The 20,818-nt window shown below is 61.0% G+C and carries 16 protein-coding genes and 1 other RNA gene; 6 read left to right on the top strand and 11 right to left on the bottom strand.

The genetic code is table 11. The features are described 5' to 3' along the window. Window positions 1-4: 4 nt before the first annotated feature. The 9 genes from G365_RS0108725 to ffs form a co-directional block, all read right to left on the bottom strand. Window positions 5-2,950, bottom strand: a complete 2,946-nt coding sequence (locus G365_RS0108725; RefSeq protein ID WP_043741859.1) for a 2-oxoglutarate dehydrogenase E1 component — start codon at window positions 2,948-2,950, stop codon at window positions 5-7. 188 nt (window positions 2,951-3,138) lie between these two features. Further along, complete coding sequence (gene sucD, locus G365_RS0108720) at window positions 3,139-4,014, bottom strand: succinate--CoA ligase subunit alpha (protein ID WP_019645135.1); 876 nt, start codon at window positions 4,012-4,014, stop codon at window positions 3,139-3,141. After that, the gene (gene sucC / locus G365_RS0108715; RefSeq protein ID WP_019645134.1) at window positions 4,014-5,213 is read right to left on the bottom strand and encodes an ADP-forming succinate--CoA ligase subunit beta; all 1,200 of its coding nucleotides are present in this window, start codon (window positions 5,211-5,213) and stop codon (window positions 4,014-4,016) included. Before sucC ends, sucD begins: the two co-directional genes overlap by 1 nt. 115 nt (window positions 5,214-5,328) lie before the next feature. After that, complete coding sequence (gene mdh, locus G365_RS0108710) at window positions 5,329-6,291, bottom strand: malate dehydrogenase (protein WP_019645133.1); 963 nt, start codon at window positions 6,289-6,291, stop codon at window positions 5,329-5,331. A 521-nt stretch (window positions 6,292-6,812) separates the two neighbouring features. Beyond that, a complete protein-coding gene (gene zapE, locus G365_RS0108705) occupies window positions 6,813-7,946 on the bottom strand; it encodes a cell division protein ZapE (RefSeq protein WP_019645132.1) in 1,134 nt (377 codons plus the stop codon). A gap of 45 nt (window positions 7,947-7,991) precedes the next feature. Further along, on the bottom strand, window positions 7,992-8,585 hold the full coding sequence (recR, locus tag G365_RS0108700) for a recombination mediator RecR (protein WP_019645131.1): 594 nt from the start codon (window positions 8,583-8,585) through the stop codon (window positions 7,992-7,994). 22 nt (window positions 8,586-8,607) lie between these two features. Further along, window positions 8,608-8,931, bottom strand: coding sequence for a YbaB/EbfC family nucleoid-associated protein (locus G365_RS0108695; protein WP_019645130.1), 324 nt, complete (start codon window positions 8,929-8,931; stop codon window positions 8,608-8,610). Window positions 8,932-8,953: 22 nt separating this feature from the next. Continuing rightward, on the bottom strand, window positions 8,954-10,945 hold the full coding sequence (locus G365_RS0108690; protein ID WP_019645129.1) for a DNA polymerase III subunit gamma/tau: 1,992 nt from the start codon (window positions 10,943-10,945) through the stop codon (window positions 8,954-8,956). A 55-nt stretch (window positions 10,946-11,000) separates the two neighbouring features. Beyond that, window positions 11,001-11,097, bottom strand: an RNA gene (ffs, locus tag G365_RS23495) — signal recognition particle sRNA small type. A gap of 189 nt (window positions 11,098-11,286) precedes the next feature. Here ffs and nudC point away from each other — a divergent pair. Continuing rightward, the gene (nudC, locus tag G365_RS0108685; RefSeq protein WP_019645128.1) at window positions 11,287-12,204 is read left to right on the top strand and encodes an NAD(+) diphosphatase; all 918 of its coding nucleotides are present in this window, start codon (window positions 11,287-11,289) and stop codon (window positions 12,202-12,204) included. Between the two features lie 10 nt (window positions 12,205-12,214). On the opposite strand, the gene G365_RS20870 is transcribed toward nudC, so the two are convergent. After that, the gene (locus tag G365_RS20870; RefSeq protein WP_043741858.1) at window positions 12,215-13,381 is read right to left on the bottom strand and encodes a DNA polymerase IV; all 1,167 of its coding nucleotides are present in this window, start codon (window positions 13,379-13,381) and stop codon (window positions 12,215-12,217) included. A 144-nt stretch (window positions 13,382-13,525) separates the two neighbouring features. Between G365_RS20870 and G365_RS0108675 the strand changes: the two genes are divergently transcribed. Beyond that, on the top strand, window positions 13,526-14,083 hold the full coding sequence (locus G365_RS0108675) for an NUDIX hydrolase (RefSeq protein WP_019645126.1): 558 nt from the start codon (window positions 13,526-13,528) through the stop codon (window positions 14,081-14,083). Between the two features lie 169 nt (window positions 14,084-14,252). Here G365_RS0108675 and G365_RS0108670 read toward each other — a convergent pair whose 3' ends face one another. After that, a complete protein-coding gene (locus tag G365_RS0108670) occupies window positions 14,253-15,398 on the bottom strand; it encodes a porin (RefSeq protein WP_019645125.1) in 1,146 nt (381 codons plus the stop codon). 446 nt (window positions 15,399-15,844) lie between these two features. On the opposite strand from G365_RS0108670, the gene G365_RS0108665 reads away from it, so the two are divergent. The 4 genes from G365_RS0108665 (at window position 15,845) to holA (ending at window position 20,736) form a co-directional block, all read left to right on the top strand. Then, window positions 15,845-16,441, top strand: a complete 597-nt coding sequence (locus G365_RS0108665; RefSeq protein WP_019645124.1) for a DUF3576 domain-containing protein — start codon at window positions 15,845-15,847, stop codon at window positions 16,439-16,441. A 131-nt stretch (window positions 16,442-16,572) separates the two neighbouring features. Then, window positions 16,573-19,149 carry a leucine--tRNA ligase gene (leuS, locus tag G365_RS0108660; protein ID WP_019645123.1) on the top strand — a complete coding sequence of 859 codons (2,577 nt, stop codon included), beginning with the start codon at window positions 16,573-16,575 and terminating at the stop codon, window positions 19,147-19,149. Then, on the top strand, window positions 19,136-19,693 hold the full coding sequence (gene lptE / locus G365_RS22850; RefSeq protein WP_019645122.1) for an LPS assembly lipoprotein LptE: 558 nt from the start codon (window positions 19,136-19,138) through the stop codon (window positions 19,691-19,693). Before leuS ends, lptE begins: the two co-directional genes overlap by 14 nt. Next, window positions 19,690-20,736 (top strand): DNA polymerase III subunit delta, encoded by a 1,047-nt coding sequence (holA, locus tag G365_RS0108650; protein WP_019645121.1) that lies wholly within the window; start codon window positions 19,690-19,692, stop codon window positions 20,734-20,736. The genes lptE and holA overlap by 4 nt, the downstream gene beginning before the upstream one ends. Window positions 20,737-20,818 lie beyond the last annotated feature (82 nt).

Genomic DNA, 20,818 nt, shown 5'->3' with positions numbered 1-20,818 from the left:
CCCGTTATCCCAGCTTGGAGGCCCGCGTGAAGGGCTGCGGCAGATCGGCGGTGGCGTAAGTCAGCGCCTGATCCGTCAGCAGAGCCTGTTCGGCATTATGCTTCTTGTAGCTGCCGGTGGCCGGAGAGGCCGAGGCCGGACGACCCACATACAGCGCCTTGCCGGACTTGTGACCCAGCTCTTCGATGATGAAGTCAAGGCGCAGCTTAACAAAGGTCCAGTAACCGCCGTTGGCCGGCTCTTCCTGGCACCACACCACATCGGCGTTCGGGTACTGGGCCAGAACAGCCTTCACCGAGTCCTTCGGCCACGGATACAGCTGCTCAACACGGACCAGAGCCACGTCGTCGATGCCCTTGTCCTGACGCGCCTGCAGCAGGTCATAGTAGACCTTGCCGGTGCACAGCACGACGCGGCGGATCTGTGCGTCGGGCTTCAGGGCAGCGGTTTCACCGATCACACGCTTGAACGACGAACCCGGACCGAAATCGGCCAGATCGCTGACCGCCAGCTTGTGACGCAGCAGCGACTTCGGGGTCATGATGATCAGCGGCTTACGGAAGTTACGCCGCACCTGACGCCGCAGGGCATGGTAGTAGTTCGCCGGAGTCGTCAGGTTACAGACCTGCATGTTGTCTTCAGCGCAGAGCTGCAGATAGCGTTCCGGACGGGCGGAAGAGTGTTCCGGCCCCTGCCCTTCAAAGCCATGCGGCAACAGCACGACCAGACCGGACATACGCAGCCACTTCGACTCAGAGGACGAAATGTACTGATCGAAGATGATCTGTGCGCCGTTGGCAAAGTCACCGAACTGGGCTTCCCACAGGGTCAGACCGTTCGGTTCCGCCAGCGAGTAGCCGAATTCGTAGCCCAGCACCCCGTATTCAGACAGCGGGCTGTCGAGCACTTCGTAATGGGCCTGCTTCGGATCAATGTTGTTCAGCGGCGCGTAGGTGTTTTCAGAGGTCTGATCGACCAGCACCGAATGACGCTGCGAGAAAGTACCACGGCCGCAGTCCTGACCGGACAGACGGACCGGATGGCCTTCCAGCACCAGAGTCCCGAAGGCAAGCGCTTCGCCGGTACCCCAGTCGAAATCCTTGCCGGTGGCAAACATTTCTTCCTTGGCCTTCAGCTGGCGCAGGATCTTACGGTTGACGTCAAAGTTCTGCGGCGGGGTGTACAGCGCCTTGCCGACCTTCTGCAGATCTTCCAGCGACACCTGAGTGTCATATTCCCGGAACTCTTCTTCGCCAGACAGCCAGGTCAGGCCCTTCCAACGGCTTTCCAGCCAGTCAGCCTTATTCGGCTTGTAGGAATTGGCCGCCTCGAATTCCTTTTCCAGATGACGCTGGAAAGCGGCGTAGACTTCTTCCGCCTCTTCGGCGGTCATCACGCCATCCTGCACCAGCTTGGCCGCGTACATCTGACGGGTGGTGGTGTGCCCCCCGATCTTTTTGTACATGGTCGGCTGGGTGAAGGCCGGTTCATCGGATTCGTTATGGCCCTGACGGCGGTAGCAGACGATATCCAGAACCACGTCGGCCTTGAAGGCCTGACGGTATTCAATCGCCACGCGGGCAGCATGGAGCACCGCTTCCGGATCGTCACCGTTGACGTGCAGGATCGGGGCCTGAACCATCTTGGCGATTTCGGTGCAGTAGGTGCCGGACCGGCTGTACTGCGGCGAGGTGGTGAAACCGATCTGGTTGTTGATCACCAGATGGATGGTCCCACCGGTACGGTAGCCCTTCAGCTGGCTCATGCCGAAGCATTCCGCCACCACACCCTGACCGGAGAAGGCCGCGTCGCCATGGATCAGCAGGCCGAGCACGCGCACGCGCTCGGTATCCCCGATCTGGGTCTGCCGGGCACGGACCTTGCCGAGCACCACCGGATCGACGGTCTCCAGATGCGACGGGTTCGGCTGCAGCGACAGATGGACGGTCTTGCCGTCGAACTCGCGGTCAACCGAGGTCCCGAGGTGATATTTCACGTCGCCGGAACCCTGGACGTCATCCGGGTTCGCAGAGTTGCCCTGGAACTCGGAGAACATCGCCCGGTAAGGCTTGTGCATGATGTTGGTCAGGATGTTCAGGCGGCCACGGTGGGCCATGCCGATCACAACGTCCTCAACACCCAGCTGGCTGCCACGCTTCAGGATCTGTTCGATCGCCGGAATGGTGGCTTCGCCGCCTTCCAGACCAAAGCGCTTGGTTCCGGTGTACTTGACCTGCAGGAACTTCTCGAACCCTTCAGCCTGACAGAGACGCTCCAGAATGGTGCGCTTGCCAAGGGCGGAGAATTCGGTCTCGTTACGGCTGCCTTCGATACGCTTCTGGATCCACGCCTTCTGGTCGGGGTCCTGAATATGCATGAACTCGACGCCGATGGTGGAGCAGTACGTCTTCTGCACCAGCGCGATGATGTCCCGCAGCTTGGCCTTTTCCAGACCCAGCACGTTGTCGATGAAGATCTCGCGGTCGAGATCAGCCTCGGTGAAGCCATAGGTCCGGTAGTCCAGTTCCGGATGCGGAACCGGGCCCTGAATCTGCAGCGGATCCAGCGCAGCCATCAGGTGACCCCGCACCCGGTAGGTGCGGATCATCATCAGGACGCGGATGGAATCCAGCACCCGGGCGCGGACGTCCTGCTCAGACAGGCCACCGGCAACCGGGGCGGCATCCTTCGCGGCATCCGGCTTCTTCTTAGGAGCCGGGGGCGCGTCGGGATCAACGCTGCCGATCACTTTCCGGTCGGTACGGCCCCAGGACGGACCCTTCACTTCGCGCGCCAGCGCGGCAGGGTCTTCCATCAGCTCTTTGAACAGGCCGACCCAGCTCGGGTCAACCGATGCGGGATCGTCGAGATACCGTTGGTAAAGCTCGGCGATGAAGGTGGCGTTGGCGCCAGTCAAGAACGAAGCTTCCACGCTTCCCGTCCTATGCATTCTGCCCGTTTTTTCAGTTTGGACCGCCGGGCCGGGGTGCTCCCGGACAGTCGTGATCCCCTGGTTCATGTCTCTCCCGGGCACAGGGGATCAAGGGGCCCGGGACACGTAACATGGTTTTGACAGCGGGCCCGGGCAATCCCGGCAGAAAGAATTTCCACCGGGTCCCCGGGCCAACCGTCAGGACCTTAGCCCTTCATCAGCTGCAGCATGGTGCTGCCCAGTGCCGACGGGCTGTCAGCCACCACGATGCCAGCGGAACGCATGGCGTCCATCTTGGCATCAGCAGTGCCCTTACCGCCGGAAATGATCGCACCGGCATGGCCCATGCGCTTGCCCGGCGGGGCGGTGACACCGGCGATGAAGCCGACCATCGGCTTCTTCACCTTGCTCTGCTTGATGAACTCAGCGGCTTCTTCTTCCGCGGAGCCACCGATTTCACCGATCATGATGATGCCCTGGGTTTCATCGTCAGCCAGGAACATTTCCAGGCAGTCGATGAAGTTCGTGCCGTTGACCGGGTCACCACCGATGCCGATGCAGGTGGACTGGCCGAGACCGGCAGCAGTGGTCTGGGCCACGGCTTCATAGGTCAGGGTGCCGGAACGGGACACCACACCGATCTTGCCACGCATGTGAATGTGGCCCGGCATGATGCCGATCTTGCACTCACCCGGGGTGATGACACCCGGGCAGTTCGGACCGACGAGGCGGGTCTTGGAGTTGACCAGCGCCCGCTTGACGCGGACCATGTCCAGCACCGGAATGCCTTCGGTGATGCAGACGGCCAGTTCCAGCTCGGCGTCAATCGCTTCGAGGATGGCATCAGCAGCGAACGGCGGCGGAACGTAAATCACGGTGGCATTCGCCCCGGTGCGTTCCTTCGCTTCGGCAACGGTATCGAACACCGGCAGATCGAGGTGCTTGGTGCCGCCCTTACCGGGGGTCACACCGCCAACCATCTTGGTGCCGTAGGCAATCGCCTGTTCGGAGTGGAAGGTCCCCTGAGCGCCAGTGAAGCCCTGACAGATGACCTTGGTGTCCTTACCAATGAGAACAGCCATTACTTCGCCTCCTTCACGGCCTTGACGACCTTTTCGGCCGCATCCGCCAGATTGTCGGCGGCAATGATCGGCAGACCGGATTCACTCATGATCTTCTTGCCGAGTTCGACGTTGGTGCCTTCCAGACGCACCACCAGCGGCACGTTCAGGGACACTTCACGGGCAGCGGCAATCACGCCTTCGGCGATAACGTCGCAGCGCATGATGCCGCCGAAGATGTTGACAAGAATGCCCTTCACGTTCGGATCACGCAGAATGATCTTGAAGGCGGTGGTCACACGTTCCTTGGTGGCGCCGCCGCCAACGTCAAGGAAGTTGGCCGGGGAGCCGCCGTACAGCTTGATGATGTCCATGGTGGCCATCGCCAGACCGGCACCGTTCACCATGCAGCCGATTTCGCCATCGAGCTTGATGTAGTTCAGCGAGTGCTGGGCCGCTTCGATTTCGGACGGATCTTCTTCGTCCTCATCGCGCATTTCCTCGATGTCCTTGTGGCGGTACAGCGAGTTGTCATCGAAGGACATCTTGCAGTCCAGCGGAATGACATCGCCTTCACCGGTCACGACCAGCGGGTTGATTTCCAGCAGGGCGACATCCAGACCGAGGAAGCAGTTGTACAGGTTGGTCATCAGCTTGGTGAAAGCCCCGACCTGCTTGCCTTCCAGACCCAGCGCGAACGCCAGCTTGCGGCAGTGGAAGCCGGAAATGCCCGAAGCCGGATCGATATCCTGAACGATGATCTTTTCCGGGGTGTGGGCGGCGACTTCTTCGATGTCCATCCCACCTTCGGTGGAGACCATCACGGAAACGCGGGAGCTGGCGCGGTCAACCAGCATCGACAGGTACAGCTCGCGCTTAATATCGCAGCCGGACTCGATGTAGACGCGCTTGACCTGCTTGCCTTCCGCGCCGGTCTGGTGGGTCACCAGAGTGGCGCCCAGCATCTGGCCGGCGTTTTCCTTAACGTCAGCGGCGGTCTTGACGACGCGAACGCCGCCCTTGTCGCCCGCAGACGCTTCCTTGAACTTGCCCTTGCCACGGCCACCGGCGTGGATCTGGGACTTCACCACGAAAACCGGGGAAGTCAGGCCCTGAGCCACCTTCTCGGCTTCCTCAGCGGTGTAAGCGACACCACCGGCCAGCACCGGAACGCCGAACTTCTTCAGCAGTTCCTTCGCCTGATACTCATGAATGTTCATCTGGTCAGCCTTCTCTTGGTTGGCTTGTCTGTATGAAGGTCCCCGGGGCGGGCAGCGCGTCTGTGCGGCAGCCCGCCCCGGGGACGATCCCTCAGGACCGGTCCCGGGAAGGACCTCAGTCCTTCGGCATCAGTTCCTTGGACTTGGCGAGCAGGCCGCGCACCGCGTCAACGGAAGCGTTGAACATGGTGACTTCATCGGCGTTCAGCTCGATTTCGACAACCTTTTCCACGCCGTTTTCACCGATGATCACCGGCACGCCGACATAGATGCCGTCGAGGCCATACTGACCTTCAACCCAGGCAGCGCACGGCAGAACGCGGCGCTGATCCTTCAGGTACGACTCAGCCATCTGCACGGCGGAAGCGGCCGGAGCATAGAAGGCGGAGCCGGTCTTCAGCAGACCGACAATCTCAGCGCCGCCGTCACGGGTGCGCTGCACGATCTGGTCCAGCTTTTCCTGCGAGGTCCAGCCCATCTTCACCAGATCCGGCAGCGGAATACCGGCGACGGTGGAGTAACGGGTCAGCGGAACCATGGTGTCGCCGTGGCCGCCCAGCACGAAGGCGGTGACGTCCTTGACGGAAACCTTGAATTCTTCCGCCAGGAAGTAACGGAAGCGGGCGGAGTCCAGAACGCCGGCCATGCCGACGACCTTGTTGTGCGGCAGGCCGGAAGCCTCGCGCAGCACCCACACCATCGCGTCCAGCGGGTTGGTGATGACGATCACGAAGGCGCCCGGGCAGTTTTCCTTGATGCCCTTACCGACGGAGGCCATGACCTTGGCGTTGATTTCGATCAGGTCATCACGGGACATGCCCGGCTTGCGCGGCACGCCGGCGGTCACGATCACCACATCAGCGCCCTTCAGGGCGGTGTAATCGTTGGTCACGCCGGTGTAGGCGGCATCGACACCCTCGACCGGGGTGGACTCAGCGATATCGAGCCCCTTGCCCTGCGGAATGCCTTCGGCGATGTCGAACAGGACGACGTCGCCCAGTTCCTTCAGACCGATCAGATGCGCCAGGGTGCCGCCGATGTTACCAGCACCGACCAGAGCGATCTTCTTGCGTGCCATTGAATGTCCCCTCGTATGAGATTGGGCCAGAGAAAAGAAATGGTCTTCACCGCCTCGCTGCTCACCGGCCAGGGACACCGGCCGGACAGGACCGCGGATACTGCACCGCACCATCCCGCCCGGGCCACCCGGAGCGCTGCACCACAATCGAGTCGGCAACCCTTATGGGCGGCTTTTGGTAACGCGATTCCGGTAAGAAAGCAAGGCGATTGCTTGTTTTGCGCCGGTTTCTTTTCCGGCTTCACGCAAGATTATTCCTCGATTTCCAGCCATAAGAACTTGTATTAGCCCATCCCCGGCCCTGTCCTTGCAGGATTCTGCGGAACCCCGCCAATCCCACCCATGCGGGTAGCTACTCCGGGTAGGGAGGTGGGGTGGGTTTCTGCGGTCTCCTCCCCCCCGGCAGAGAGAGGAAGATCCCGTCGAAAAAAAGAGCCGCCAGCCGGAATCCGACTGGCGGCATCTGTCATTTTTATGCCGTTTTTCCCGTAACGGTGCGGGTCGGACCGGGTCCGGGCCGATCACGACAGGTGCTTCTGACCGATATAGGACTCCGCCTGCATTTCCATCAGACGGGAGACCGTGCGTTGAAATTCAAAGGCCCCGTCCCCTTCCGGATAGAGGGTTTCAGGGGCGGATTCCGCTGACATCACGACCAAAGTCCGATGATCATAGAGAGCATCAATCAGCATAACGAAGCGGCGGGCAGCATCGCGATTTGCCGGACCCAATAACGGAACGTTATCGATAAACACCGCATCATATAACGAAGCGATATGGAGATAGTCATTTGCCGCCAGCGGACGCTCGCAGAGATCAGAAAAAGTGAACCTTGCGACATCCCCGCTCGACCGGGGAACCAATATCGCCCGCCCCATGACCGAAAGAGTTGCCGGTCCGACCGGGCGCCCGGCGGTCATCCGCTGGAACAGATCATCCAGAGCCGCAGTGGCCTGCGGCCCCAACGGCTGCTGATAGACCGGTGCGCCCTTGATCCGGCCAAGACGGTAATCCGTTGGCGAGGCAAGCTCGATCAGTTCGAACTTCTGCTTGATCAGGGCAATAAACGGCAGAAACTTCTCGCGCTGCAGGCCATCTTTATACAGGTCGTCCGGCTCACGGTTCGACGTGGTGACCACCACAACGCCCGCCTTGAACAGCTCCTCAAAAATCCGCCCGACAATCATCGCATCGGCAATATCGCGGATTTCCAGCTCATCGAGACACAGCAGCCAGTTTTCTTCGGCAATTTTCCGCGCCAGCGGCGGAATTGGGTCTGCATCATCGCGCCCCTTCTGCTGCCGCCACTGATGCAGGGCAGCATGAAAGTCACGCAGAAACTCATGAAAATGAACGCGGCGACATTCCTTGACCGGGGCAGCCCTGACGAACAGATCCATCAGCATGGACTTTCCGCGCCCGACCGGACCGTGCAGATACAGACCCCGCGGCGGGGGCGGCACATCCGCCTGTCGGCCAAAGCCAAACCGGGCCAGCAGCCCGGCAGGGCCCGTCGGACGGGCCACCGGCTGATAGCCTTTAAGGGCATGGAACAGATCGGACAGTTTCCTGGCCGCCAGTTCCTGCACCGGATCAGCCTTCAGTTCACCCCGGGCCAGCTGGGCCCGGTACAGGGACAGAGGGTCATTAACCATGATGAAAATCGGGATCCGTCACCGGAGGAAAGAACAGGCAGCCCCTCAGACCGGGCGGCGGGCGCGCAGCGCCTGACTGAGAGTGCCATCATCAAGGTAATCAAGCTCGCCGCCAATCGGCACACCATGGGCCAGACCAGAAATCCGGACCGAACACTCCCGCAGACGGTCCGCCACATAATGCGCGGTGGTCTGGCCATCCACCGTTGCCGACAACGCCAGAATCACTTCCGCCACATCCTGCGAGGCGGCACGGCTGACCAGCGACGCAACACTCAGGTCTTCGGGCCCGATGCCATCAAGTGCTGACAGCACCCCGCCAAGAACATGATACCGCCCCGGAAACGCCCTAGTCCGCTCCAGCGCCCACAGGTCATCGACATCAGCCACCACACACAACAGCCCGGGATCCCGGCGCGGATCAGAACAGACCGCGCAGGGATCCCGGGTATCCAGATTACCGCAGACCGAGCAGGACCGGACCCGGTCGCGCACCTCGGTCAGGGCCGCCAGCAGCGGCTCCAGCGCCGTATCGCGCCGTTTCAGCAAATGCAGGGCCGTCCGGCGGGCCGAACGCGGCCCCAGACCGGGCAGCCGGGCCAGCATCTGCATCAGACGGTCAATCTCGGCGCCAGCCATCGCGGCCCCTCCCCGGTGTGGATCAGAACGGCAGCTTCAGACCCGGCGGCAGGGACAGACCACCGGTGACCTTCTGCATTTCAGCCGACATCATCGCCTCAGCCTTCTGCTTGGCGTCGTTATGAGCAGCCAGAATCAGGTCTTCCAGCGTTTCTTTGTCTTCAGGGTCAACGGCCTGCGCTTCCAGGACGATCTTCTTCATATCGCCCTTGCCGTTCAGAGTCACCTGAACCATGCCGCCGCCAGCGCTGCCGGTCACCTCGGTTTCCGCCAGCTTCGCCTGCATCTCAGTCATCTTCTGCTGCATCTGCTGGGCTTGCTTCATCAGATTGCCAAGGTTTTTCATGGCGCTTGCTCTCCACTTTCAATCAGTCAAATTCACCGCCGAATTCGGCGGTATCGTCGGTAAAGTCACCGCCAAATCCGGCGGCATCCGGCACCATCACCGGCACAAAGGCCCCGGAAGAGCCCGGAAGGTCATCCGACGGCTCCAGATCCCTGATGGTTCCAATACTGGCAGACGGAAACGCACGCAAGGCCGCCTGTACCAGCGGATGCGCCTTGGCGCCGGTCATCGTCTGCTCAAACAGGGTCGGGTCCCCGACCGCAGTGGACGTCAGCACCGCCCACCGCTGCCCGGTCCACAGATTGAGGCATTTGGCCACACGGGTGGCAAGATCCTGCGGCGCCTGCGGAGTCGGGCGGTATTCCAGCCGACCCGGCTCATAGCGCACCAGATGCACATCGCGCTCCAGATGGACTGACAGAACCGCCTCGCGGCGGCTTTTAAACATCGCCACCAGCCGGTCAAACGACACCGGGGCAGATGCCCCCCCCGCTGCCGCAGGACCGGGCGGAAGACCGCCCCCGTCATGCGGTGGCGGCTCCGGCGGGCCATCGTAGGCCGGAAGGGCTGAAGGCATGTCTTCCCACGGCGGCACCATCGCCGGGCCGGACTGCGGCGAAGAGGGCGCTGATACCGCAGGACGGGCAGCCTGAGGCTGGGGAGCAGAAGCAGGAGAATTCAGTGGTCCGGGAGACGGTCGGGATCGCGGCACCCCCTCCCCGGCCGGAGGTGCCGAAACGGCGCCCGATGGCCCCGGCGGCATCCCGCCACCAGAGGGAGCAGACCCAACCGGACCACGCGGGGGCGCTTTAGCGACCACATCCGCCGGGGTCGGCAGGTCGGCGGCATAGGTCAGGCGGATCAGCGCCATTTCCGTCGCCTGCATCGGGTTTCCGGCCATTCTGGCTTCCGCCACCGCCTTCAACAGCATCTGCCATGTACGGGTCAGGACAGCCATCGACAGCTTTTCAGCCATCTCCCGGCCACGCACCCGCTCCGCCTCACCCAGCATCGGATCTTCAGCAGCCTGCGGGGTGGCCTTCAGGCGGGTGAGCCAGTGCGTCAGGTCCAGCAGGTCATTCAGGACCACCACCGGATCAGCCCCGGCCGCATGCTGGTCAGCCAGAACCGCCAGCGCCGAGGCAATATCCCCACGCATCAGGGCATCGAACAGATCAAAGACCTGCCCCCGGTCGGCAAGACCCAGCATCTCGCGGACCTGCGCTTCCGTCACCGTACCGCCCCCACCGACGGCACCGGCATGGGCAATGGCCTGATCCAGCAAGGACAGGCCATCCCGCACGCTGCCATCGGCGGCCCGCGCCAGCAAAGCCAGCGCCGCGTCTTCAACCGCTGCCCCTTCGGTTTCGACAATCCGGTGGAAATGTCCAGCAAGCAGATCTGCCCCAACCCGGCGCAGATCAAACCGCTGGCAGCGCGATAGAACGGTCACCGGAACCTTCCGGATCTCGGTGGTGGCAAAGATAAACTTCACATGCTCCGGCGGCTCTTCCAGCGTTTTCAGCAACGCGTTGAACGCCGCCGTCGAGAGCATGTGCACTTCGTCGATGATGTAGACTTTATAGCGGGCACTGGTCGGGCGATAGCGGACCCCGTCCAGAATTTCCCGCATGTCATTGACGCCGGTGCGGCTGGCCGCATCCATTTCGATGACATCGACATGGCGGTCTTCGGCAATGGCGCGGCAGGACTCACAGACCCCGCAGGGCTGAATCGTCGGGCCACCCTGCCCATCCGGGCCGATGCAGTTGAGAGCACGGGCAATAATGCGCGCCGTGGTGGTCTTGCCAACCCCCCTGACCCCGGTCAGCACGTAGGCCTGTGCAAGACGGCCAGACTGCAGGGCATTCGACAGGGTGCGGACCAGCGCATCCTGTCCGATCAGGGTCGTGAAATCACTGGGACGGTATTTTCGCGCCAGAACCCGGTAAGCGGCGGGGCCGGAAGTACCGGAAGCAGTGGCGCCGGAAGCAGAGAGGGTCTGATCGGTCATCCGCCGGCTTCTGGTCTGGCTGAGGAAAAAGAACGGCAGCGCACTGGCAAAGCAGGTGGAAGACTGGACGACGACCCGAACCGGAACTCGTTAGGGCTGCTTCCTTCCGGACCTGACCCGGTTGGCGAGGAGTTCGTCCATCGCCAGCCTTCCAAGGGCACTATATCAGGGGAAGCGGACAGAATAGCAAGGGCTAATCACACCCTGTTCACGCGAAAGCGCCATAATTGCGGACTCGGAACAACAGCGGGATCGATCAGACCTCTTGCAGGGCACAGGCTTCCGCTCCATACCTGTCATCACCCCGGTCTTCAGGGAAAACAGACAGGAAACGGACTCTGATGCTTCCCCGCCCGCTCGCTTATGCTCAGGCCCCGATCGACCGCGCCCACCATCTGCGCTCCGATCCCGCCCATCTAGCCACCCTGTGGTCCCACCCTGATGCCCGTGTCCTGATGATGTGGGGTGGAAAACATCTGACCACCGCCGATGCAGCCCCCCTGCCCCTGCCCCCCACAGCGATTGGTCCTACGCCGGAACAAAGTATTTTTCTCGGCCTTGAAGGGACGATCCCGGTATTTGCTCATGACTGGGGCACGGCAGAAGAGGAACCCACGGGAACCCCACAGGATGCGGTCTGGCGGGATCTGCGCGAGAACGGACCGGACCTGAGTGGGGCCGATGCCAGCCAGCATGTCTATGCCCGGGGCCTGATCCTGTGGCATCGCCGGACCAATTTTTGCAGCGTCTGCGGATCTGGCCTGACGATGACAGATGGCGGTCACGTCCGGCGGTGTAACAACGCTGACTGCGGGGCATCGCACTTCCCGCGGACCGACCCGGCAGTCATCATGCTGGTAACCGACGGCAAAGACCGCGTCCTGCTCGGACGGCAGGCCTCATGGGCCCCCGGAGCCGTCTCCACCCTTGCCGGTTTCGTAGAGCCGGGGGAAACGCTGGAACAGGCCGTCGCACGCGAGGTCTTTGAGGAGGCAGGCATTCATATTGCCGAGGCCCGCTATATCGCCAGCCAGCCCTGGCCCTTCCCCGGCTCGCTGATGGTTGGGTTTGAGGCGGTTGCCAGCAGTGAAACCATCACCGTCGATCCCAAAGAACTGGAATCGGCCCGCTGGTTTCATCGTGACGAAATCAAAACATTCCGTGACGGTTGGTTTGCTGAAGGCGAAGGCTGGGCCCTGCCGCGTCAGGATTCCATTTCCCGCTTTCTGATCCTGTCATGGCTGCATCGCCCCACCTGACCGCATCGGTTTAAAGAGAGAAGAGGTCCGGGGGGTCAGCGGCGCTGGACGGCCCAAGGCCATCAACCCCAAGACCGACCAACCGGAACGCCCGGCCGGTCGCCTCCCGCCGCAACAATGGCTCGGCATGCCGCATCAGTTGCCGGGCCAGTTGTGTCGGGTCCGGCAACCGCGCCTGCCGGGTTAACAGGCGAAAATCCGGGGTCTTTAATTTGATCTGAACAACACTGGCCGACAGATCAGCCCGCTTCAAACGGGTTTCCACCCTGTCGGCCAGCCCTTTCAGGGTTGCCAGCAGCGCATCCGGATCTGACTGGTCAACATCATATGTCGTTTCCGCTGAAATCGACTTTGCCTCACGGTCGGTATTCACCGGTCTGTCATCCTCTCCCCGTGCCAGATGCCAGAGATAGCGGCCCATCGACCCAAAGCGGGCTTTCAGATCCAGCGGACTGGCGACCTGAAGATCGGCAACTGTGGTAAACCCCTGCTCGATCAGTTTGCGTTCCAAGGCCGGGCCAACGCCATGGATGGCCCGGACCGGACGCGGTGCCAGAAAGGCCATCGCCTCCTGCCGCCCGATGATGGAAAAACCACGGGGTTTATTGAGATCACTGGCCATCTTTGCCAGAAACTTGCAGTACGCCAGCCCGATAGAAACGCTGATCCCGACCTCCTGCTCCACCCGCAGGGCAATATTCGCCAGCACCTCGGGGATGTCATCCCGATGCGCCAGATCGAGATAGGCTTCATCCAATGCGATTGGCTGTATCACATCCGTGTAGTACTGAAAGATCCGGTGAATTTCTGTACTGACCCGCTTGTATTTGCCGTGATCGGGCGGCAAGACCACTGCCTGCGGGCATAATTCCCGTGCCTTATACATCGGCATCGCCGACCGGCAGCCATACCGGCGGGCAATATAACAGGCTGTTGACACAACAGAGCGCGGCCCGGTCCCACCAATCAGCAGCGGCTTGTCTTTCAGGGCCGGACTGTCACGCTTTTCAATCGAGGCATAAAACGAGTCGCAATCAATATGAGCAATCGCCAGTGACCGTAACTCCGGATGATGCAGCACACGCGGAGATCCACAGGCGGGGCACCGCTGCACGTCTTCCAACCCTCCTGCGGTGGTCAGACAGTCTCGGCAGATCACTTCTCTGGACGGGGTCATACCCAGCTCCGCTGCCCCTGCTTCAAAAGAGAACAAAGAGAAAACATTCTATCGGACTCTTGCCGTTCAGGCAATGCAGCGCCACACTGGGCAGCCCGTTCCTGTTTGCCAAGGCAGGTCCCTGAAATCCGCAGGAGTACAGCTATGTCCGTTCCGTCCGACGTGGTCAGCCCCGGACGCTTCACGCATCAGATCCCCGAAGGCGATGACCGCCAGAGGCTGGTCTGTGACACCTGCGGTTTCATCAATTATGAAAACCCGAAAATCGTGGTCGGGGCAGTCTGCACCTGGCAGGACAAATATCTGCTGGTCCGTCGGGCGATTGAACCCTGTGTCGGATTTTGGACCATGCCAGCTGGATATATGGAACTGGGCGAGACCACCGAAGCCGGTGCGGCCCGTGAAGTGTGGGAAGAAGGCTGCGCCCGGGTCACGGTCGGTGCCCTGATCGGGTTGTTCAGCCTGCCGCGTATCGGACAGGTACATATGATCTACCGGGCAGAAATGGATACCCCGGATCATGCCCCCGGCACAGAAAGCCTTGAGACAAATCTGGTGGATTGGGGCGACATCCCGTGGGATGAACTGGCTTTCCCCACTGTGGTCTGGGCCCTGCAGGCACACCGGCAGTTTCTTGGGAAAAGCGGATTCGGGCCGATGGGAGTCCCTGCGGAAGCATTATCCGGCGGGGTTTTCCGGTAAACTCCCCTCTTCCTCTCAGATCAAAAGACTGACGACCTGAAAAACGGTGTCAGTCTTTTTTTACGTCCATCGCAGCCGATACCGATCAGACAAAAACGGAGATACAAAAAGAAAAAGGGCCCCCGAAGGAGCCCTTTTCCCATTTCAAGCCTGCGGAACAGGCAGGAAATTAGAAGGTCAGAGACAGACCGGTAGCAGCAACCCAACCGTCGTTGGAGTTGAGCGCGCCAGAAACGCCATTGTTATCGGTCGAGTCGAAGGAAACATAAGCCAGACCGCCGACCAGATCGACGCCCGGACCCATGTTGTAAGAGGTGGACAGCTGCCACATCTGCGCTTCGCTATCACCGATGTTCTGGTTGATGGTCTGACTCTCTTCGACAGAGATGTCGAAGTAGGTCAGAGCAATACCGTACGGACCGGTCTTGTAGGAAACGCCAGCTTCCCAGGAACGACCGTCCTGATCCTTGCGGCCTTCGATACCGTCCTGCTGCAGGGCACGATAGGCACCGCCGACTTCAAAGCCAGCGTAACCGAACTTCAGGCCAGCCTGGTACTGGTTGTGAGAGTCGACGGTGTTACCGTTATCAGCGGTCAGCCAGCCAATATCAGCACCGACGGTGACATCGCCGAACTTACCGGCGTAGGCGAGACCAACGCCGTAGCCATCAGACACAACGCCAGCAGACTGGTTGGTCGCGCCAGCCTGGTTTTCACCCTGGTCAACCGACGGAACATAAGATGCGCCGAAGGTGAAACCAGCGAAAGACGGGGAAATATAGCTGATGGACTCAGAATCGCCACCGGTGTTGATGCCGGTATCAGCAAGAAGCTCCACGTTCTTAGCAGAGGTCGGACGCAGGACGTAGGCACCGCCCAGAACATCGTTATCCGCAGCGCCGCCATTGAACAGACGACCGCCGACAACCGGAGCATTGTTGTGGATCATCATCAGGGCGTTGTCATCAGCGCCGGTCTTGATGGTACCGAAGTTGCCGGAGACGGCAATCGACCACTCGTCGTTAGTCTTGTCGGCGGAACGACCACCGGCTTCAAATTCGTACTTCACGGCAACGGTCAGGCCGTTGTCGAGAGTGGTCTTACCGGAGAAGTGGATTTCGTTGTCGCCCTTAACGTCGACAGCGGAGACTTCCTGGTCCAGGGCAGTGACATAGCCGTCGTCGTTGGAGGCGTAGCCAACCATGACGGCACCGTAGCCACCGACGGACAGCTTAATCGGGTCGGCAGCGTTGGCGGAGCCAGCGAAAGCAGCGGCGGCGACGAGAGCGCTGGTGCCGATGAGGATCTTTTTCATTCTTCCCAAATCCCTAATTTGGTTCAGTGGAACGAGGTCGTTGAACCGCTGCGACCCCCTGGGGGCCATGAACACAGCCCCCTACCGGAGCGGCGATCACATCACGGTGAGGTCATCAAGCCACTTTACGCCGGGCGGGGCAACCGGCCTGCGCCGGGCGTTGTGCCAATTTGCCCACAGTGTGTTTTCCGTGCAACAGATCTACCCCCTTCTATTAACTCTTTCTAAACACTCAGCGGCCTGCCCCGGTGGAAAATGCCGCCCCCGGCATGGCACACCCCCTTCCCCATGCCGGGGCAGGACTGATATATAGAGTACCGCGCCGAATCTCCCGCCTGCGGGAAGGCCGACTCCAAAAGTTTGCCGGGCCACTTTCTGCCGGTCCCTATGATGACCTCTCTGGCAGATCTTCCGGTGTCCCGCTTGCCTTAAGGTTACCGATCGCGATGACGAAAATGGACACTCCCCGGTCTGCCACTGCCCCCTCTCAACGGTCCCGCCGTCGTTCGCTGGCCCTGCTGGGCGGCCTGACAGCCGTGGTTCTGGCCCTGTCAGGATGTGCCGGCGCCGATGCCGACACCCGCCCCTATGAAAAGAATTCCGACGGTCGATGGACCCGCGGCGGTGAAGGCGGATCCGGATCGGTCTTCGGCAAAGGCGGGATGAATATTCTCGGTGGCGAGAAAAATCAGGAACAGGACGGCGGCAGCGGTAACGGCGTCAACGTCAATGCCTTCCTGTGGCGCGCCGCCCTTGACACCATTTCCTTCATGCCGCTGTCATCCGCTGACCCCTTTGGTGGCGTCATTATCACCGACTGGTATTCCACACCGGAAACCCCGCAGGAACGGTTCAAGGTCAACGTCTTTATTCTGGGCCGGGCCCTGCGCTCTGACGGTGTGAAGGTCTCGGTGTTCCGTCAGGCTGTTGATCCCTCCAGCGGCCGCTGGGCGGATACCCCGGTCAGCGCCGGGACGGCGACTGAAATGGAGAACGCCATTCTGACCCGGGCCCGCCAGCTGCGCGTCGCCGTCTCGAAGTAAGGCGTCCGCCTGCCCTTTCCTTTCCGCCGGGGCGCGCTGAGGGATTTCCCCCGCCCCGTTTTCTGTCTCTCTGCCGCAACAGACCATCGATGGTGGCCTGCTACGGCCCATGTTTCAGGTGAAGTGTCATCATGGCCCGCGAGGATCGTTACAACGTCAAGGCAACCGAACAGAAGTGGCAGGCAGCCTGGGAACAGGCCCGCTGCTTCGAGGTGACCGAAGACACCTCCCGCCCCAAATATTATGTGCTGGAAATGTTCCCCTATCCGTCGGGGCGCATCCACATGGGCCATGTCCGCAATTATACGCTAGGGGATGTGGTTGCCCGCTTTAAGCGGGCGCAGGGCTTTAACGTGCTGCACCCGATGGGCTGGGATGCCTTTGGCCTGCCGGCGGAAAATGCCGCGATTGAGCGTGGCGCCCACCCCGGTACCTGGACCTACCAGAACATCGACACCATGCGCGCCCAGTTTAAGCCGATGGGTCTGTCGATTGACTGGTCGCGGGAAATTGCCACCTGCGCCCCCGAGTATTACCGGCACGAGCAAAAGATGTTCCTCGACTTCCTGAAGGCCGGCCTGGCCTACCGCAAGGAGTCGTGGGTCAACTGGGATCCGGTCGATAACACCGTTCTGGCCAATGAGCAGGTGATCGACGGGCGAGGCTGGCGGACCGGGGCACTGGTTGAACGGCGCAAGCTGAATCAGTGGTTCCTGAAGATCACCGCCTATGCCGATGATCTGCTGGAAGCCATCAAAGGGCTGGAGCGGTGGCCGGAAAAGGTCCGTACCATGCAGTCCAACTGGATCGGCCGCTCGGAAGGGGCCCGTGTCCATTGGGATCTGGTGGACCGTGATGGCTCCGTCGAAGTCTTCACTACCCGCCCGGATACTCTGTTCGGGGCCTCGTTCCTGGCCCTGTCACCGCACCATCCGCTGACTGCCGAACTGGCTGCGGGCAATGCCGCGCTGACCGAGTTCATTGCCGAATGCGACCGCCTCGGGACCTCGGAAGAGGCGATTGAGACTGCGGAAAAGAAGGGCTTTGACACTGGTTTGCGGGTACGCCACCCGTTCAATCCTGACTGGACCGTGCCGGTCTATGTCGCCAACTTCGTGCTGATGGATTACGGCACCGGGGCGGTGTTCGGCTGCCCGGCGCACGACCAGCGCGATATGGATTTCGCCCGGAAATATGGCCTGCCGGTGAAAGCCGTTGTTGCCCCCAAGGGGGAAGACACCGCTGCGTTCGTGGCGGCCCTTGAAGCCTCTGACACCGCCTATTCGGAAGATGGGGTTGCCATCAACTCCGACTTCCTGAACGGCCTGAGCCAGACTGAAGCCAAGTCTGTGGCCATCCGTCAGGTGGAGTCGCTGGCAAAAGGCCATGGTACCGTGCAGTACCGTCTGCGCGACTGGGGCGTTTCCCGCCAGCGGTACTGGGGCTGCCCGATTCCGGTGATTCACTGCGAAGACTGCGGTGTGGTGCCGGTGCCGGAACAGGATCTGCCGGTGCAGCTGCCCGACGATGTCACCTTCGACAAGCCGGGCAATCCGCTGGAGCGCCATCCGACCTGGAAAAACACCACCTGCCCATGCTGTGGTAAGGCCGCGCGCCGGGAAACCGACACCTTCGATACTTTCTTCGAGTCGTCCTGGTACTTCGCCCGCTTCTGCGCCCCGAAAAACCCCGACGTGGCGTTTGACCGGGCTGCGGTTGATTACTGGCTGCCGGTTGACCAGTACATTGGTGGCGTGGAACATGCGGTGCTGCACCTGCTGTATTCCCGCTTCTTTACCCGTGCCCTGAAGGAATGTGGCTATCTTGACGTGAAGGAACCGTTCGACGGTCTGTTCACCCAGGGCATGATCTGCCACGAGACGTATCAGAGCGAAGACGGGAAGTGGCTGGACCCGGCAGAAATCGAAAAGACCGATTCGGGCCTCTGGATCCGATCCGCCGACCAGACTCCGGTCACCGTTGGCCGCTCGATCAAGATGTCCAAATCAAAGAAGAATGTCGTCGACCCTGACAAGATCTTTGATGCCTATGGTGCCGACGCGGCCCGCTTGTTCATGCTGTCTGACAGCCCACCGGAACGGGATCTGGACTGGACCGACAGCGGAATCGAAGGGGCATGGCGCTTCATCAACCGTCTGTGGCGGATGGCTGGGGAGATTCAGCCCACCGAGGCGACCATTCCGACCGACTCGGCCTCCGCCGCCGGTAAAGTGGTGCGGATGGCGCACAAGACCATCGCCGCCATCACCGAGGATCTGGAAAAGCTGCGCTTCAACACTGCAGTTGCCCGCATCCGCGAGCTGGCTAATGCCGTCGGCGCACTGGAACAGACAGACGAAGCAGCCTCTGCCGCCTACCGCTTCGGTATCGAGACCCTGATCCGTATCAGCGCCCCGATGATGCCGCATCTGGCCGAAGAGCTGTGGGCGGAACTGGGGAATGCCAGCCTGCTGACGGATACCGCATGGCCATCCTATGATCCGGCTCTGCTGGTGGAAGACAGCGTGACTCTTGCCGTTCAGGTGAAGGGTAAACTGCGCGGCACCATCGAGGTTGCAAAGACTGCTGAAACCGCCGAAATCGAAGCCGCAGCGCTGGCTCTGGAAACCGTACAGGCCCAGATCGCCGGTCAGCCGGTCCGCAAAATCATCATCGTCCCGGGCAAAATCGTCAATGTGGTGGTCTAAACACAGCCTGCTCCGCACCGCTCTTCTGGGCTGCACGCTTGCCACGGCTTCGGTCGTGGCAGGCTGCGGCTTTCAGCCGATGTACGCGCGCTCGAACAATGGCGACGGCCTCAAGACAGCTCTTGCGGCTGTTGATGTTGCCATTATTGAAGACCGCTCCGGACAGATGCTGCGCAATGCTCTTGAACGGCGCTTTGAGCAGGGTGCGGGCAACAGGGTCCAGAAGCGTTTTCGTCTGGTGGTCGAGCTTTCGGAAGATAAAGTTGCCTCTGCCTTCCGCAAAGATGCGACCAACACCCGGGAAACACTCACCTTACGAGCGATCAGCACCCTTGAAATGGGGGGTAAAACGATCTGGCGGAGACCCGACAGCGTCGTTACAGCCTACAACATCACGCCGGACCATTTTTCTGTTGAAATGGCAGCGCGGGACGCCCGTGAACGCGGCATTGAACAACTTGCCAATCAGATCACAGATTCTGTAGCAATCTTTCTAAAACAGAATCCGAACCCTACTCCCCTGACAACTGGCACCCGCCCATGAAGATCAGCGCTGACCGCGCCGACTCTTTCTGTGCCCGTCCGGACGCCAAGATCCGGGCTGTTCTGATCTATGGACCGGATGACGGTTTGATCCGTGAGCGGGTCACCACCCTGATGAAAACAGTGGTTGCTGATCTGTCAGATCCTTTCCGGGTCGCCGATCTCAACGGGGCCACAGTCGCCAAAGACCCAGCGTTACTGGCTGATGAAGCCGCTGCCATGGCCCTGACGGGCGGGCGGCGGGTGTTGAAAATACGGGACGCGGGCGATTCCCTCGCCAAGTCTTTCGAGACATTCTTGAACGCCCCGGTCGGTGACGCGTTGATTGTGGTGCAGGCTGATGATCTCGCCGCCAAATCAACGCTTCGCAAACTGTTTGAAACACACACTCACGCCGCAGCAGTCCCCTGCTACGCAGATGATGATGCGGCGCTGACCTCAGTCATTAGCCGCACTCTTGCAGGCGCCGGACTGAGTGCTGACAAAGAGGTTCTCGACTATCTGACCGCAAATCTGGGTGGTGACCGGGCCGTGACCCGGCAGGAATTGGAAAAGCTGGTCACTTATATGGGGATCACCGACAGGCAGACTCGCCCGGTGTCACTGGATGATGCCATGGCCTGCATCGGTGACATGTCCGCGCTGGCGCTGGATGATCTGATCCTGGCGGCCGCAGAGGGCGACTCGGCGACGGCCCAGAGGCTTCTGGACCGAATGTTCGCCGAAGGAACAAATCCGGTGCCAATCCTGCGCGCCGCCTCGCGCCATTTTCAGCGGCTGCATCTGGCGGGCAGCGCCCTAAGCCACGGCCATACGCAGGACTCAGCTCTCGGACTGCTCAAGCCCCCGGTCTTCTTCAAGACCAAGCCCCGCTTTGTTGCCCAGTTACGTCTCTGGGGCCCTGCCCGGGCGATGACCGCACTGGATATTCTGCTGCATGCAGAAATGGACTGTAAAACAACGGGGATGCCGGAGCAGGAACTGACGTCCCGCGCCTTCCTTAGCATCGCCAATGCCGCACGGGCCAGCCGCCGCAGTACCTGACCCATACCCTTCGAAAAGCTGGCTTTGTTTTCAGCCTTGATCAGCATAAACAAAGGGCCCCATCACGGGGCCCTTTGAGTTG

The sequence above is a fragment of the Novispirillum itersonii subsp. itersonii ATCC 12639 genome (genome assembly GCF_000381985.1).
Lineage (GTDB): Bacteria > Pseudomonadota > Alphaproteobacteria > Rhodospirillales > Rhodospirillaceae > Novispirillum > Novispirillum itersonii.
The sequence above is the reverse complement of the archived record's forward strand: the minus strand, read 5'-3'. Positions and strand labels throughout refer to the sequence as shown.